This is a genomic window from Lysobacter enzymogenes (assembly GCF_023617245.1).
GTDB classification, from domain to species: domain Bacteria; phylum Pseudomonadota; class Gammaproteobacteria; order Xanthomonadales; family Xanthomonadaceae; genus Lysobacter; species Lysobacter yananisis.
This window is the reverse complement of sequence record NZ_CP067396.1, coordinates 3,006,892-3,024,223: the sequence shown is the minus strand read 5'-3', so window position 1 is coordinate 3,024,223 and position 17,332 is coordinate 3,006,892. Positions and strand designations below refer to the sequence as shown.

Genomic DNA, 17,332 nt, shown 5'->3' with positions numbered 1-17,332 from the left:
CGCATCGGCCGCCCGTACGCGAACACGCGCTGCCTGGTGTTGCAGGGCGAAGCGCGCGTGCCCGAAGGCGTGCCCGGCGAGTTGGTGCTGGCGGGCGAGGGCGTTGGCGAGGGCTATATCGGCCACGCCGCCGCGAACGCCGCCGGCTTCGCCGAGCTCCAGGGCGAGCGCGTCTACCGCACCGGCGACCGCGTCTGCTGGCGCGACGGCGAACTGCAGTTTCTCGGCCGGCGCGACGATCAGGCCAAAGTGCAGGGGTTCCGGGTCGAACCCGGCGAAATCGAACCGGCGTTGCGCGGCCTCGCCGGCGTCGCCGATGCCTGCGCGGTCTGCCTGCGCGATCCGGCCGGCGACAATCGCCTGATCGCCTATTGGCAGGCCGATGCCGACGTCGGCGACGCGACCGACCAGGCCGTGCCCGATGAAGCCGACTTGCGCGCCGCGCTCGCGCGCGAACTGCCGTTCTACCTGGTGCCGAGCCGGTTCGTGCGCTTGCCGCGCCTGCCGCTGAACGTCAACGGCAAGCTCGACCGCCGCGCCCTGCCGGCGCCGGATTGGGACGCCGCGGCGGCGGCGCCGGCAGCAGCGCTGGACGAGCGCGAAACCGCGTTGCTGGCGTTGTTCCGCGAAGTGCTGGGCCAGCCCGGGTTCGGCCCGGACGATGACTTCTTCCGCGCCGGCGGCCATTCCCTGGCCGCGGCGCGGCTGGCCGGCCTGATCCGCACGCGCCTGCAGCGGGCCCTGCCGCTGCGCGAACTGTTCGCCGCGCCGAACGTGCGCGCCCTGGCCGCGGCATTGGAGCGCGGCGAGGTCGAGACCGCGATACCGCAACGGCTGTCGCGCACCCAGCGTCTGCCGCTGTCGCCCGCACAGCGCCGGCTGTGGTTCCTGCAACAGCTCGACGCCGCTTCGCCGAGCTACAACATGCCCGGCGCGTGGCGGATCGAAGGCGCGCTGGACCCGGCCGCGCTGCGCGCCGCGTTCGCCTGCCTGCTGGCGCGGCACGAGGCGCTGCACAGCCGCATCGCCAGCGACGCCGGCACGCCGTATGCGCTGCCCGATCCGCAGGCCGCGCTGCCGTGGCGGGAGCTCGACCTGTCGGCGCTGGCGCCGGCGCAACGCGAGGCGCGCCTGCAGCAACGCCTGCACGCCAGCGCGACCGCCGCGTTCGATTTGGGGCGCGAACTGCCGCTGCGGATCGAATTGATCCGGCTGGGCGCGGACGAGCACGCGCTGCTGGTCTGCCTGCACCACATCGCCGCCGACGGCGCCTCGCTGGGCCTGCTGATGGCCCAGGCCAACGCGGCCTATCGCGCGGCGCTGCGCGGCGAGCGCGACGACGAAGACGCTTCGCGCCTGCACTACGCCGATTTCGCCGATTGGCAACGGCGCCTGCTCACGCCCGAGCGCGAACGCGACTTGCTGGCTTATTGGCGCGAACGCCTGTCCGGCGCGCCGGCGGTGCACAGCCTGCCGCTGGACTACCCGCGGCCCGAGCGCCCCGATCATCGCGGCGGCCACTACGCCTTCGTGCTGCCGGCGGCGCTGGTGGCCCGGCTCGACGCATTGGCGCTGGACTGCGGCGTCACCGCCTTCATGCTGCTCAAGAGCGCGTTCGCGCTGGTGCTGGCGCGCTATTCCGACAACGACGACATCGTCCTGGGCACGCCGGTGTCCGGCCGCGAGCGCGCCGAGTTTGAGCACACCATCGGCTTCTTCGCCAACACCCTGGTGTTGCGCGAAACCGTCGACCGCTCGCGTAGCCTGCCCGACTCGTTGCGCGCCGGCCGCGCGCAATACCTGGCCGATTTCGATCGCCAGGCGCAGCCCTTCGACACCCTGGTCGAGGCGCTGGGGTCGGCCGGGCAGGGCGGGCCGTCGCCGCTGTTCCAGATCCTGTTCGCATTGCACGAAGGCGGCGCCGCGCTGGAATTCCCCGATGCGCGCCTGGTTGCGCTCGACCACGGCAGCGGCACGGCCAAGTTCGACCTGAGCCTGCACCTGACCCGCCGCGACGGCGGCTTGCACGGTCAGTTCGAATTCGCCGCCGCGCTGCTGCGCGAAGAGACCGTACGCAGTCTCGGCGAATCGCTGGCGGCGCTGCTGGCCGATCTGGCCGAGCGTCCCGACGCGCCGGCCGGCGAACTCGCGCTCGCCGCCGCGGCCGTGCCGAAGCCGGCACCCGCCACGGCGGCCGTCGCGCACGCCGATCTTTGGCATTGGTTCGAGCACAGCGCCCAAGTCCATGCGCAGTCGGTCGCGCTGGAGCACGGCGAGCATCGCATCGAGTACGCCGAACTCGCGCGGCAGGCGCGCGACTGCGCCGACTATCTGTACGCCCACGGCGTCCGTGCCGGCGACCGGGTCGGCCTGTGCCTGGCGCGCGGCTGCGCGCCGGTCGTCGCCATTCTCGCCTGCCTGCGCCTGGGCGCGGCTTATGTACCGCTGGACCCGGCCTATCCGAGCGAGCGCTTGCTGCGCATCGCCGCGGAAGCGCGATTGCGCTGCATCCTCGCCGACGCGGCGGGCGAGGCGGCGCTGATCGGCGCCGATGCGCCGCGCCTGCCGATGCCCGCCGCGGATGCGGTCTTCGCGCCAGCACCGACGGCGGCCATCGATCCCGACAGCGCCGCCTATGTGCTCTACACCTCCGGCTCGACCGGCACGCCGAAGGGCGTGGTCCTGCCGCATCGCGCCCTGACCCAGTTGCTGGCCGCGCAGGCCGCCGACCAGCCTGTGTTCGGCGAACGCCTGGCGACGCTGCAGTTCACTTCGTTGAACTTCGACGTCTCGTTCCAGGAGATCTTCACCGCGCTGGCCAGCGGTTCGCGCCTGGTGCTGGTCGACGAGGCGCAGCGCCAGGACCTGCCGGCCTTGGTCGAGCTGATCCATACGCGCGGCGTGCAGCGGCTGTTCCTGCCCGTGGCGGTACTGACCTTGTTGCCGATGCTGGCGCAACGGCCGTTGCCGGCGCTGCGCCTGGTCGCGGTCGCCGGCGAGGCGCTGTCGGTTTCGCCGGCACTGCGCAGTTTCTTCGCCGCGCATCCGCAATGCCGTCTGGTCAATCACTACGGGCCGACCGAGACCCACGTGGTCACGGCGCATACCTTGCCGGCCGATCCGCTGCGCTGGCCGGCGCTGCCGCCGATCGGGCGGCCGCTGCCGAACCTGCGCCTGAGCGTGCGCGACGCGCGTGGCGCGCCGCTGCCGCAGGGCGCGATCGGCGAACTCTACGTCGCCGGTCCCGCGCTGGCGTCGGGCTATCTGGGCCGGCCGGACCTGACCGCGGAACGCTTCGTCGTCGATGCCGACGGCGCAGTCGCGTACCGCACCGGCGACCGCGTGCACCTGGGCGGCGACGGCGAACTGCGCTATCTGTCGCGCGGCGACGGTCAGATCAAGCTGCGCGGCTTCCGCATCGAGACCGGCGAAGTCGCCGCGCAGTTGCAGGCCGTGCCCGGCGTGCGCGCCGCCGCGGTCGATCTGCGCACCGATCCCGCCGGCGAACCGCGACTGGTCGCGTGGCTGGCCGGCGACGAAGACGCGACCGTGCTGTGCGAGCGCGCCGAGCGGCAGGTCGAACGCAGCTTGCCCGCCTTCATGCGCCCGCAGGCTTACGCCGTGCTGGCGCGCCTGCCGCTGACCGTCAACGGCAAGCTCGACCGCGCCGCGCTGCCGGCGCCGCAATGGCAACGCGAGCCCATCGCGGCCCAGCCCGCGCGGACCGCGACCGAAGCGGTCCTGCTGGAGCTGTGGCGCGAACTGCTCGGCGACGACGGCCTCGGTACGACCGACCACTTCTTCGCCCACGGCGGCCATTCGCTGCTGGCCGTGCGCCTGCTCGCGCGGGTGCGCGAACGCTATCCGCATGCGCCGCCGCTGGCGGCGATCTTCGCCGCGCCGACCGTGCGCGAGCTGGCCGCGCGCATCGACGCGCTGGCCGACGGCGCGAACGCCGACGCGCCGGCCGCGACCGATCGCTCCGGCGAACTGCCGTTGTCGTTCGGCCAGGCCAGGTTGTGGGCGCTGGAACGCCTGACCGGCGGCGCCGCCGACTACCTGATTCCGGCGGTGGTGGAGCTGCGCGGCGAACTCGACGCCGCGCGCTTGCTGGCCGCGTTCGACGCGGTGTGCGTGCGCCACGAGATCCTGCGCAGCCGATTCGGCGAACGCGACGGCGAAGGCCATCATACCGTGCGCCCGGCCGCGGCCGGCATCGGCTGGATCGAAGACGCGACCGGTTGCAGCGACGAGGCCTGCCGCGAGCGCGTGGCGGAACTGACCGCGCGCCCGTTCGACCTGGCCGAGCAAGCGCCGCTGCGCGTGGCCTTGCTGCGCCGCGCCGCCGACCGCCATGTGCTGGTGCTGGTGCTGCACCACATCGTCGCCGACGCGGCCTCGCTGCCGATCCTGCTCGCCGACTTGCAGGCGGCCTACGCCGAACCGGCGCAAGCCTTGCCGGCGCTGCCGCTGCAGTACGGCGACTATGCGCTGTGGCAACGCGGCCGCGAAGGGCAGGCGAGTGCGGCGCAGGAACTGGCGTGGTGGCGCGAGCGCCTGCACGGCTTGCCGACGGTGCACAACCTGCCGCTGGACCGGCCGCGTCCGCCGCAGCGCTCCTACGCCGGCGCGACCCTGCGCCAACCGCTGCCGCCGGCGCTGGTGGCGCGGCTGGACGCGCTGGCGGCGCGCCAGCGGGTCAGCCGCTACGTGCTGCTGCAGGCGGTGTTCGTGCTGTGGCTGCATCACTTCAGCGAAGCCGAGGACATCGTGCTGGGCACGCCGTCGGCGGCGCGCGACCGTGCCGGCCTGGACGGGATGATCGGCTTCTTCGTCGACACTCTTGTGCTGCGCCACCGCGCCGAACCGTCGATGCGCTTCGATCAGCTGCTGGACGCGGTGGCGGCCACGGTGACCCAGGCGCTGGCGCATCAGGACACCCCGTTCGAGCATCTGGTCGATGCGCTGCGGCCGCCGCGCGAACTGGCCCACAATCCGCTGTTCCAGATCATGTTCTCGGCGCAGTCCGCGCAGCCGATGCGGCTGTCGCTGCCCGGCATCGAGGCGCATGCGCTCGACGCGCCCAGTCGCAGCGCCAAGTTCGATCTGTCGCTGGACGTCAACCAGCTCGAAGACGGCTGCGTGGCGTTCTGGGAGTACGCCACCGATCTGTTCGATGCCGACAGCGTGGAGCAGTTCGCCGCGCACTACCTGCGATTGCTCGAAGCGGTCGCCGACGCGCCGACGCGGACCCTGGACGAACTCGCCCGGATCGAGGAGCGCTGGCCGGCGCCGACGACCGCGCCGGCGCCGACGCCTGTCGCCGCGCGCATCCGCGAACACGCGCTGCGCACGCCGCGGGCGCTGGCGGTCGAAGACGGCGAAACCCGCCTGGACTACCGCAGCCTGTGGCGCCGCGCCGGCGCGCTGGCCCGGCATCTGCCGCGCGACGGCACGCCGGTCGCGGTGCTGGCGCCGCGCGGTTGGCAATCCATCGTCGCCGAACTGGCGGCGTGGCGCGCCGCACGCGCGTTCCTGCCGCTGGACCCGGCGCATCCGCCGGCGCACCTGCAGGCCATCGCCGCCGATGCCGGCGCCGGCGCGCTGCTGCGTCACGCCGATTTCGCGCTCGACCTGGGCGTGCCGGGCTGGACCATCGACACCGCCAGCGAACCCGAAGCGCCAGACGGCGACGACGACAGCGATGGCTGGGCGGACGCTGTCGGCGTCGCCTATCTGATCTACACCTCCGGTTCGACCGGCGCGCCCAAGGGCGTGGTGATCGGCCACGACAACCTCGCCGCCTACGTCGACGCGGCCGGCGCGGCCTATGCCATCGGCGCGCACGACCGCGTGCTGAACCTGGCCTCGCCCGGTTTCGACATCGCCATCGAAGAGACCATGGTGAGCCTGGCTCACGGCGCGGCGGTGGTGGTCGCCGGTCCGCAGTTCCTGGCTCAGGCCAGCGGCTTCTGCGCGGCGCTGGCGGCGCAGGCGATCAGCGTGACCAGCCTGCCGACCGCGTTGTGGAACGTGCTCGCCGAAACCGCGCAGGGCGCGCAGGCACCGGCGTGCTGGCGCCTGTGCGTGCTCGGCGGCGAGAGCCTGCAGCCGGGCTTGCTGGCACAATGGCGCCGGCACATCGTCGGCGGGCCGCAACTGATCAACACCTACGGCCCGACCGAGACCACGGTGGTGGCGAGCCACTACCGGCTCGGCGACGACGGCCGCGTCGCCATCGGCCGGGCGCTCGGCGACGCCCGCCTGAGCGTGCGTCGCGACGGCTGGCCGGTGGCTCCGGGACTGCCGGGCGAACTGGTCATCGGCGGCGCCGGCGTCGGCCGCGGCTATCACGGCCAGCCGCAGCTCAGCGCCGAGGCGTTCTTCGAATCCGAAGGCCAACGCTGGTACCGCAGCGGCGACCGGGTGCGTTGGAACGGCGAGGGCCAACTCGAATTCCTCGGCCGCAGCGATCATCAGCTTAAGTTGCGCGGTTACCGGGTCGATCCGGAACAAGTGGGCGCGGTCCTGGCCGGCCATCCCGCGCTGCGCCAAGCGGTGGTCGTCGCGGTGCGGCCGGCGCAGGGCGAGGCGTACTTGGCCGCGTATGCGGTCGCCGATCCGGGCGCGGCCTCCGCCGAGGTCGAGCCGGCCGCGCTGCGCCAGTGGCTGGGCGCGCGGCTGCCCGACTACATGCTGCCGCAGGCCTGGTCGGTGGTGCCGGAATTGCCTTTGACGGTCAACGGCAAGCTCGACCGCAAGCGCCTGCCCGAAGCCCCGCGCCTGGCCGCATCCGCCACCGCGGCCGCGCCGGTGGCGCCGCGCGACGAACGCGAACGCGAGCTCGCGGCGATCTGGTGCGAACTGCTGCGGCTGCCGCAGGTCGGGGTCGAAGACGACTTCTTCGCTCTCGGCGGCAACTCGCTCGGCGCGATCCGGCTCAAGGCGCGGGTCGAAGCGCGCTTCAACGTGGAACTGGAACTGGCCGGGCTGTTCGCTCGCCCGACCATCGCCGCCCTGGCCGAGCGCATCGCCGCCGCGGACCAGCGCATCGCCGCCGACGACATCGGCTTCCTCAACGATCTGCTGGACGAACTGGAATGACCGCTGCATCCGAACTGCGCGCGATCGCCGAACGCGCGATCAACCTGCCGGCGCACAAGCAGGATCTGTTCCTGGCGCGCCTGGACGAACGCGGCCTGGACGCGGCGCTGCTGCCGATCGTGGCCCGCGCCGACGCCGATGCGGCCACGCCGCTGTCGTTCGCCCAGCGCCGCATGTACCTGGTCGAGCGCATGTCCGCACAGGCGCTGTACAACCTCGCCTCGGGCCTGGAACTGCACGGCGAGCTGAACCTCCGCGCCTTGCGCGGCGCCTTGGACTCGATCGTCGAACGTCATGCGGTGCTGCGCACGGTCTATCGCGAAGTCGACGGCGTGCCGCAACAGCAGGTGCTGGCGCACGCGCCGCTGGCGCTGGAAGAGCGCACCCTGCAAGGCGATGCCGACCGGCAGCTGCGCGAGCGGCTCGACGCGATGCAGGCGCAGCCGTTCGCGCTCGATGCCGAAGCGCCGCTGCGGATCGAGCTGTACCGGCTCGGCGAGCGGCGCTGGGCCTTGCTGTGGTGCGTGCACCACATCGCGTTCGATGCCTGGTCCGAAGGCGTGCTGCAGAACGAACTGGTGCAGGCCTATTCGGCTCTGGCCGACGGCCGCGCCGCGATGCTGGCGCCGCTGGCGGCGCAGTACGCCGACTACGCCGCCTGGGAAGGACTGTGGCAGCGCAGCGCCAGCTTCCGCCGCCACAGCGACTATTGGCGCGACGCGCTGGCCGGCGTGCCGGACGAGTTGTCGCTGCCGTTCGACCGCGCCCGGCCCGCCGCGCAGGCGCGCGGTCACGGCGGCGCCGAAGCGAGGCGCACGCTGCCGGCGTCGTTGACCCGGCGCCTGTACGGCCTGACCGCGAATCTGCTGCCGGGACGCGAGACCACGCTGTATACCTTGTTGCAGACCGCGTTCGGTTGGCTGCTGGCGCGCTACGGCAACACCGGCGATCTGTGCATGGCGACCTCGATCGCCAACCGCCAACGCGCCGAGCTCGAACCGCTGATCGGCTGCCTGGTCAACACTCTGGCGATCCGCCATCGGGTCGAGGCCTCGCTGCGCTTCGATCAGGCGGCCGCGGCCGCAGGCGACATCATCACCGCAGCGTTCGAGCATGCGCAGGTGCCGTTCGAGCACGTGCTGGAGCGGCTGGACATCGCCCGCGACGGCGTCCGTCCACCGCTGTGCCAGGTGCTGTTCGTGCTACAAAACGTGCCCGACGCCGGCGCCCTGGCCCTGCCTGGGCTGAGCATCGCGCCGTTGGCGCAGGAACAGCGGTTGGCGCGTTTCGACCTCAGCCTGCGCATCGCCGAGCGCCGCGACGAGGCCCATCTCGGCCTGCATCTGGAGTACAGCACCGAGTTGTTCCGGGCGCAGACGGCCGAGCGCTTGCTCGCCGATTTCGAAACGGTGCTGGAACAGGTTTGCGCCGCGCCGCAGATTCGCTTCGGCGAGGTCGTGCTCGGGCATGAGGCGCGGAACGAAACCGTCGAACCCGTGGCCGTCGCCACCGCGCAATCGCTGCTGTGGCAAGCGCCGGCGCAAGCGGTGGCGGTAGAGGAAGGCGATGCCAACTGGACCTACGCGCAGCTGCGCGCGGCGGCCGGGCGGATCGCCGCGGCGCTCGACGCGGCGGGGACGCTGCCGGGCGCGCACATCGCGCTGTGCCTGCCGCGGACGTTCGCGCAACTGGCGGCGATGGCCGCGGTATGGCATCGCGGCGCGGCATGGTTGCCGTTGGACCCGCAACATCCGGATGCGCGCCAGATCGCCGTGCTCGACGACAGCGGTGCGGGTGTCGTGGTCGGCTGGGGCGCCGCGCCGGCGTGGTTGCCGGCCAACGTGCGTTGGCTCGATGCCGAATCGGTCTTGGCCGACACCGCGCCATATGCGGAACCGCCGCGCGTGGACGTCGGTATCGATACCCCGGCTTATCTGATCTACACCTCCGGCTCGACCGGCACGCCCAAGGGCGTGGTGGTGAGCCAGGGCAATCTGGCGCATTACGTCGCCGGTGTGTTGCCGGTGTTGGGGCTGACCGAAGATGCGTCGCTGGCGACGCTGTCCACGGTCGCGGCCGACCTGGGTTTCACCGCCTTGTTCGGTGCTTTGCTCAGCGGCCGCCGCGTGCGTCTGCTGCCGGCGGAACTGGCGTTCGATGCGCAAGCGCTGGCCGCGCATCTTCAGGCGCATCCGGTGGATTGCCTGAAGATCGTGCCCTCGCATCTGGCCGGTTTGCTGGCGGCCGGCGGCGGCGCGTCGGTGTTGCCGCGCGAATGCCTGGTCACCGGCGGCGAAGCGCTGAGCGGCGCCTTGGTCCAGCAGGTGCGCGCGCTCGCGCCGTCGCTGCGGATCGTCAATCACTACGGTCCGACCGAGACCACGGTCGGTGTCCTGACCTGCACCGTGCCGGACGAATGGCCGGCGGAGCAGGGCGTCCCGGTGGGCCGTCCGCTGGCCGGCAACGAGGCCTGGGTGTTGGACCGGTTCGGTTTGTCGGCGCCGGTCGGCGTAGCCGGCGAGCTGTACCTGGGCGGCGGCAATCTGTCGCTGGGCTATTGGCAGCGCGAGGAACAAACCGCCGAACGCTTCGTCGCGCATCCGTTCGCGCCGGGCCGCACGTTGTACCGCAGCGGCGACCTCGCCAAGATCGATAGCGAAGGCCGGATCGTGTACCTGGGTCGCGGCGATCACCAGGTCAAGATCCGCGGCTATCGCGTGGAGCTGGGCGAAGTCGAGCAAGTGCTGGCGCAGTTGCCCGGCGTCGAAGTCGCCGCGGTGCTGGCCCTGCCGGGCGCCAACGGCGTACTGCAACTGGGCGCCTGCGTGCAAGGCACGCTGGACGGTGTCGCCGACGCGCTGGCGCAGCGTCTGCCCGAATACCTGTGCCCGACCCGCTGGCGCATGGTCGAATCGATGCCGCGTCTGGGCAACGGCAAGATCGACCGCCAGGCGCTGGCCGAGCTGTTGCAGCAGGACGAGACCGATCCGTCGGCCGAAGCCGACGACGAAACCCCAGTCAACGAAACGCTGCGCGAGCTGTGGCAGAAGCTGCTGGGCCGCGAGCATATCGGCGCGCACGAGAACTTTTTCGCGCTCGGCGGCGATTCGATCCTGAGTCTGCAAGTGGTAGCGCGGGCGCGCCAAGCCGGGCTGGCGTTGATGCCGCGGCAGCTGTACGACCATCCGACCCTGGCCGCGCTCAGCGCGCAGGTGCAAGCCAGCGCGCCGGCGCCCGCCGCGGCCAAGCCCGCACCTGAAGCCGAACAGGCATTCGGCTTGACCCCGATCCAGCATTGGTTCTTCGAGCAGACGCTCGACGAACCCGCGCACTGGAACATGTCGGTCTGCATCCGCATTCCCGAGCGCCTGCAGCCGGCAGCGCTGGAGACTGCCGTACGAGCCGTGGCCGAACGCCATCCGATGCTGCGCGCGCGTTTCGGCCGCGATGCAAGCGGCACGTGGCAGCAGCGCATCGGCCCGTGGCTGCCCGCGCAGTTCGCCCATCGCGAAAGCGACGACGCGGCGAGCCGCGCAGAATCGATGCGCGCCTGGCAAGCCAGCCTGGACCTCGACAACGGACCGCTGTTCCGCGCGCTCTATCTCACCGCCGCCGATGCCGCGGATGGGCGTCTGCTGCTGGTCGCGCACCATTTGCTGATCGACGGCGTGTCCTGGCGCGTGTTGCTGGAGGACCTGCAGCGCGCCTATCGCGACGCCGCCGACGGCCGCGCGCCGGCCCTGGCGCCGCCGCCGAGCGATTTCGGCCAATGGCAGCGGCATCTGCGCGAGGGTCTGTCGCCGCGGCGCCTGCGGCAATGGCGCGATTACTGGGCGCGACCGCAATCCGGCGACTGCGCGCAGCTGCCGTTCGCCGCCAGCGCCAACCGCGAATGCGATAGCGCCAGCGTGCACGCGCGGCTCGATCGCGCCGCCACCGCCCGATTGCTCGGCGAGGACACGCGCGCGTTGCGCACCCAACCGCAGGAGCTGCTGCTGGCCGCGCTGGCGACGGCGCTGGCGCGACTGTGCGGCGCGAACGAGATCCTGATCGAGCTGGAAGGCCACGGCCGCGAGCCGGTCGACAGCGAGCTGGATTTGTCGGAAACCGTCGGTTGGTTCACCAGCCGCTACCCGGCGCGGCTGCGTCTGCCCGCCGGCGCCGTGCCGGCCGCGACGCTGGCCGCGGTCAAGGACCAACTGCGCGACATTCCCGATCGCGGCCTGGGCTATGGCGTGCTGCGCTACCTGCACGGCGAACTCGCCGACCTGCCGGTACCGCAGGTCTGCTTCAACTACCTCGGCCAGGTGCGTTCGGGCGAGGCCGCGGGCTGGGACTTCGCCGGCGGCGACGACGGCGGCAGCCGCGCGCCCGGCACCCGCCGCAGCCATCTGCTCGATGTCGGCGCCATCGTCGTCGACGGCGAGTTGAGCGTGGATTGGACCTATCCCGCCGACGCGATCGGCCGCGATGCGATCCAGACGCTGGCCGACGATTTCATCGCCGCGCTGCAGGCGCTGCTGGCACTGGACGGCCGCGACGCCGCCGTCCCCACGCGCAGCGACCTGGCCCTGGCCGCGCTCGACGACGCCGGTTTCGACCGTTTGATCCACCGCTACCCCGACCTGGAAGACGTCTATCCGGTATCGCCGCTGCAGCAAGGCTTGCTGTTCCACGCCCTGGACGCCGGCGAGCAGCCGCTCTACATCAACCAGAGCACGGTCACCCTCGACGGCGAGTTCGATGCGGACGCGTTCGCCCAGGCCTGGACGTTGGCGCTGGCGCGGCATCCGATCCTGCGCACCGGTTTCGCCTGGGACGGCCTGGAACGGCCGCTGCAGGTGGTTCGCAGCCGGGCGTCGCTATCGCCGCGCCGGCACGACCTGCGCGATCGCGACGAAGCAGGCACCGCCGCGATCCTGGCCGAGATCCAACGCGAGGACCGCAATACGCCGTTCGCGCTCGACGAGGTGCCGCTGATGCGGGTGCGCCTGCTGCAGTGCGCGCCGCGGCGGCATATCGTGGTGTGGACACGCCACCATCTGATCGTCGACGGCTGGAGCTCGGCGCTGCTGATCCAGGAAGTGATGGCCGGCTACCGCGCGCTTGCGCGCGGGCAGCGGCCGACGCTGCCCGCAGCGCCGCCGTATCGCGATTATCTGGGCTGGCTGGCGCGGCAGGATCGCGCGGGCTCTAGCGCCTGGTGGTCGCGCGAACTGGCCGCGCTCGACGCGCCCGCGCGATTGCCGGAGGCCGCCGATCCTCGGCCCGGTTTCGCCCATGTGCGACGCGAGTTCGATGCGACCGCCGTGGCTGCGCTGGCTGCCGCTCACGCGGTCACGCTAGGCACCGTGGTGCAGGGCGCGCTGGCGCTGGTGCTGCGCCGTTACTATGGCCGCGACGACTTCTGCATCGGCCTGACCAGTTCCGGCCGTCCGGCCGAACTGCCCGGGGTGGAGCGCATGCTCGGCGTGTTCATCAACACCTTGCCGCTGCGCTTGCGCTTCGACCGGACGCGACCGGAGCAGGCGCCAACGCTGGGCGCATGGCTGGCGCAGTTGCAACGGCACGGCCTGGACCTGCGCGAGTACGAGCACCTGCCGCTGGCCGAAGTGCAGGCCTTGTCGGGCCTGGTGGGCGGCGTGTCGCCGTTCGATACCCTGCTGGTGTTCGAAAACTATCCCGCCGCGCCGGGCGAGGATGGCGGCGAACTGCGCGTGCGCGAGCACGACGGCGCGGACCTGACCCACTATCCGCTGACCCTGGCGATGCTGGCCGACGAATCCAGACTGCACGTGCAAGCCGTGCTCGACCGCGGCAAGCTCGACGGCTGGCTGGTCGAGCAGATGCTGGACGATCTGGCCTTCGTGTTGCAGCAGCTGCCGTCGTTGCAGCGGCTGGACGACTTGCCGTTGTTGCCATCGCAGAGTCGATCCGCCGCCTGGACCGAACGCGCCAGCTACCCATGCGTCGGAAGTCTGGTCGCGCGCTTCGCCGAAGTCGCGCAGCGCCATCCCGCGCGCATCGCGGTCTCGGCCGAAGACGGCGAGCTCGACTACGCCGCGCTCGACCGGCGTTCTTCGCAATTGGCGACATTGCTGATCCGCCAAGGCGCCGGCCCCGGCCAGCGCGTCGGCCTGTGCCTGCCGCGCGGCTGCGACCTGTTGGTTGCGCTGCTGGCGATTCTCAAAACCGGCGCGGCCTACGTCCCGGTCGATCCGCAAGCACCGGCGGCGCGGCGCGGTTTCGTCCTCGAAGACAGCGGCGTCTGCCTCAGCGTCAGCCTGCGTGCGTTGGCGGTCGAGCTGCCCGGCACGGCGCTGTGCCTGGACGATCCGTTCACTCGCGCGCAGCTCGATGCGGCGATGCCGGGCGATCTGCCCGAGGTGCCCGCCGACGCGCCGGCCTATCTGATCTACACCTCCGGTTCGACCGGCACGCCCAAGGGCGTGGTGGTCACGCATCGCAATGTCGAACGTCTGTTCACCGCGGCCACGCAGGACGGCCACTTCAGCTTCGACGAAAGCGACGTGTGGAGCCTGTTCCACTCGCACGCCTTCGACTTCGCGGTGTGGGAGCTGTGGGGCGCATGGCTGTACGGCGGCCGCGCGGTGCTGGTGCCGGAAGCGGTGTGCCGGCAACCCGATGCCTTCCTCGACCTGCTTGCCGAACAGGGCATCACCGTGCTGAACCAGACGCCGTCGGCGTTCTACGCGCTGCAGTCGCAGGCGCTGCGACGCGACGTACCGCTGAAGGTGAAAACCGTGGTATTCGGCGGCGAAGCGCTGGAGCCTTCGCGCCTGCAACCCTGGCGCGAGCGCTACCCGGACGTCGAGCTGATCAACATGTACGGCATCACCGAAACCACGGTGCACGTCAGCTTCCATCGCCTCAGCGACGAAGACCTGCAAAGCCCGGCCAGCCGCATCGGTCGCGCATTGCCGGACCTGGCCGTGCATGTGCTCGACGACGCCGGCCAACCGGTACCGCTGGGCGTGGTCGGCGAACTGGTGGTCGAAGGCGACGGCGTCGCCCAAGGCTATTGGCAGCGGCCGGAACTGACCGCCGAGCGCTTCGTCGTTCGCGAGGGGCAGCGCCGCTACCGCTCCGGCGACCTCGGCCGCTACCGCGTCGACGGTTCGTTGGAGTACCGCGGCCGCGGCGACGATCAAGTCAAGCTGCGCGGCTACCGGATCGAACCGGGCGAGATCGCGGCCAAGCTCGCGGCGTTGCCGCAGGTCGTCGACGCCGCGGTGACGGTCGAAGGGCAGGGCGAGGGCGCGTGGCTGATGGCCTACGCCGTCGCCGCGCCGAACGCCGAACCCGATCCGCAAGCGCTGCGCGACGCATTGCGCGCGGTGCTGCCGGACTACATGCTGCCGCGCCAGATCCAGCTGCTGCCGGCGCTGCCGCTGACCGCCAACGGCAAGCTCGACCGCAAGGCGCTGCCCAAGCCGGAAGCGACCCAGGCGGCCGACCGGCGCATGCCGCGCAACGCGCTGGAATGGCAGCTGTTGGACGCCTGGCGGCAGGTGCTGGCGCGCAGCGACTTCGGCATCGACGACGATTTCTTCGCCCTCGGCGGCCACTCGCTGCTCGCCACCTCACTGCTGAGTCGCCTGCGCCGCCTGCGCGGCCAGGACCTGCCGCTGGCGCTGGTGTTCCAGCATCCGACCATCGCGCGCATGAGCGAGCATCTGGGCGCGCAGCGCGGCGGCGCCAATGCGCTGGTGCGTTTGCGCGGCGGCGGCGCGGCGACACAGCGGCTGTTCTGCCTGCACCCCGGCGGCGGCCACACCCTGGCCTATGCGCCGGCGCTGGAACGTCTGGACGCGGAGGTCGCCGCGTTCGGCATCAACTCGCGCATGCTGGTCGACAATCAGTGGCGTCCCGCGAGCCTGGACGCCTTGCTCGACGACTACCTGGCGCTGATCCGCGCCGAACAGCCCGAAGGCCCGTACGCGCTGCTGGGCTGGTCGCTCGGCGGCACGCTCGCCTACGCGCTGGCCGAGCGCCTGGAGCAAGCCGGCGACCAGGTCGCCTGGGTCGGCCTGATCGACTGCTTCGGCTGGCGCGAGAAGGAACGCATCGCCGATCCGGCCTTGCACGGCCTGCGTTGGCTGCCGGAGTACTTCGCCTACCTGGAGCCGGCCCAGCGCGAACCGCTGTACGCGCAGCCGCAACAGCTCGTCGCGCTGGATGTCGCGCTGGTGGAAGCGGCCGACGAAGCCGCGCGCCAAGCCGTGCTCGCCGCGCACTACGCGACGCTGGCGGGGCAGGGCGTCGCCGACGCCGAACGCCACCTGCTGCAATTGCGCCTGTTCCGCAGTTGGGACGAGGTGCTGGCGGGCTACCGTCCCGGCCGCCTCGCCGCGCCGGTCGCGCACTGGCAGGCCGCCGACAGCGTGGCCTTGTTCGGCGGCGGCGCCGATGCGTGGCAGGCGCATGCCGCGGTCGAGCAAACCGTGCTGGCGGGCGATCACTATTCGATCATGCAGTCGCCGGCCCTGGCCGACGCCGTGGCCGCGGCCGCGCGCCGCGCCCGCGCCGCGGAGGTGTCCCCATGTCGCTGATCCGCCTGTTGTTCCGCAGCCATCGCGCGTTCATCGCCCTGGCGATGTCGCTGAGCCTGGTCAGCGCCGCGATCGGCGTGGCGATGATCGGCTACGTCGACCGCCTGCTGGCGCAGGTCGGCGACGCGCGCGGGCTGGCCGGTTTCGCCGCGCTGCTGGTGGCCTTGTTCGTGTTCGGCAGCGCCGCGCAACTGGCCATGTCCACGCTCGGCCACAAGGTGGTCTACCGGCTGCGCCAGACCATGGTCAAGCGGGTGCTCGACACCGACGTGGAGCGGCTGGAAGCGGTCGGGCTGGCGCGCATCCTGGCCACCCTCAACGGCGACATCAACACCATCACCCTGGCCTTCGCCAGCCTGCCGTCGGTGGTCTATGGCCTGACCCTGACCTTCGGCGGCTTCGCCTATCTGGCCTGGCTGTCGCTGCCGCTGTTCGCCGCCTGCGCGCTGATGATCGCCATAGCGGTCGGCTGCAGCGCGTTGCTGATGGCGCGCACCCGGCGCGAGGCGCGCCTGGCCCGCGACATGGAAGACCATCTGTACCGTCACTACCAGGCCGTGGTCGAGGGCCGCAAGGAACTGGCCCTGAACCGCGACCGCGCCCGCAGCGTGTACGAACACGAGTTCGAGCCCGACGCCCAACGCAGCCGCGACCACGAGATCCGCACCGACATCTACAACGGCCTCAACCAGAACTGGATCAACACGATCCTGCTGGCGACCATCGGTCTGGTGTTCTTCCTGGTCGGCTACCTCGGCTGGGCCAGCCCGGGCACGGCCGCGACGTTCGCCTTCGCGCTGATGTTCCTGCGCACGCCGATGGCCGGCATGGTCGGTTCGGTGCCGAGCCTGATCGCCGGCAGCGTGGCCCTGGCCAAGGTCGACAGCCTGCAACTGGCGCCGCACCGCGAAGGCTTCGGCGACGACGAAACGGCGCTGCCGGCGGACTGGTCGCGCCTGCAGTTGCGCGGCGCGGCCTACCGTTATGCCGCCGCGACGCCGGAGGAAACCGGCTTCGGCGTCGGCCCGATCGACCTGAGCCTGCGCCGCGGCGAACTGTTGTTCGTGATCGGCGGCAACGGCAGCGGCAAGAGCACGCTGATGCGGGTGCTGTCGGGACTGTACCGCCCGCAACAGGGCGCGCTGTGGCTGGACGACACCGAGATCGACGCCGCCCGCACGCCGGCTCTGCGGCGCCTGTTCGCCACGGTGTTTTCCGATTTCCATTTGTTCAACCGCGTGCTCGGCCCGGACGGCGCGGACTTCGGCGACGAACGCGCGCAGGCGCTGCTGGCCCGGCTGGAACTGGCGCACAAGGTGTCCGTCGGCGACGGCGTGCTGTCGGACACGCGCCTGTCGCAGGGCCAGCGCAAGCGTCTGGCGCTGCTGCTGGCCTGGGCCGAGCAGCGGCCGATCCTGCTGCTCGACGAATGGGCGGCCGACCAGGACCCGGCGTTCCGCCGTTTCTTCTACGAGTACCTGCTGCCGGAGTTGCGCGCGGCCGGCAAGACCATCGTCGCGGTCAGCCACGACGACCGCTATTTCCACCTCGCCGACCGGGTGCTGAAACTCGACGGCGGCCAGTTGGCCGAGTACGACGGCGACCACGCGACGGGAGGGCGAATGGCGCATGCGCCGGCGCAAGCGCTGGGGTAA

The 17,332-nt window shown here is 71.6% G+C and carries 3 protein-coding genes (1 of these 3 cut by a window edge); all 3 read left to right on the top strand.

The genetic code is table 11. The annotated features are described in order from the left end of the window. Tightly spaced (each overlapping or abutting the next), the 3 genes in view from JHW41_RS12695 to JHW41_RS12685 form a layout consistent with a single transcriptional unit that may run on beyond the window. Positions 1-7,104 carry the 3' portion of a non-ribosomal peptide synthetase gene (locus JHW41_RS12695; protein WP_250450635.1) on the top strand. Its footprint begins 2,505 nt before the window's first position, so the window shows 7,104 of its 9,609 coding nt (coding positions 2,506-9,609); the start codon falls outside the window, past its left edge; its stop codon occupies positions 7,102-7,104. Next, on the top strand, positions 7,101-15,677 hold the full coding sequence (locus JHW41_RS12690) for a non-ribosomal peptide synthetase (RefSeq protein WP_250450633.1): 8,577 nt from the start codon (positions 7,101-7,103) through the stop codon (positions 15,675-15,677). Before JHW41_RS12695 ends, JHW41_RS12690 begins: the two co-directional genes overlap by 4 nt. Next, positions 15,668-17,332 carry a multidrug ABC transporter permease/ATP-binding protein gene (locus tag JHW41_RS12685; RefSeq protein WP_250450624.1) on the top strand — a complete coding sequence of 555 codons (1,665 nt, stop codon included), beginning with the start codon at positions 15,668-15,670 and terminating at the stop codon, positions 17,330-17,332. Before JHW41_RS12690 ends, JHW41_RS12685 begins: the two co-directional genes overlap by 10 nt.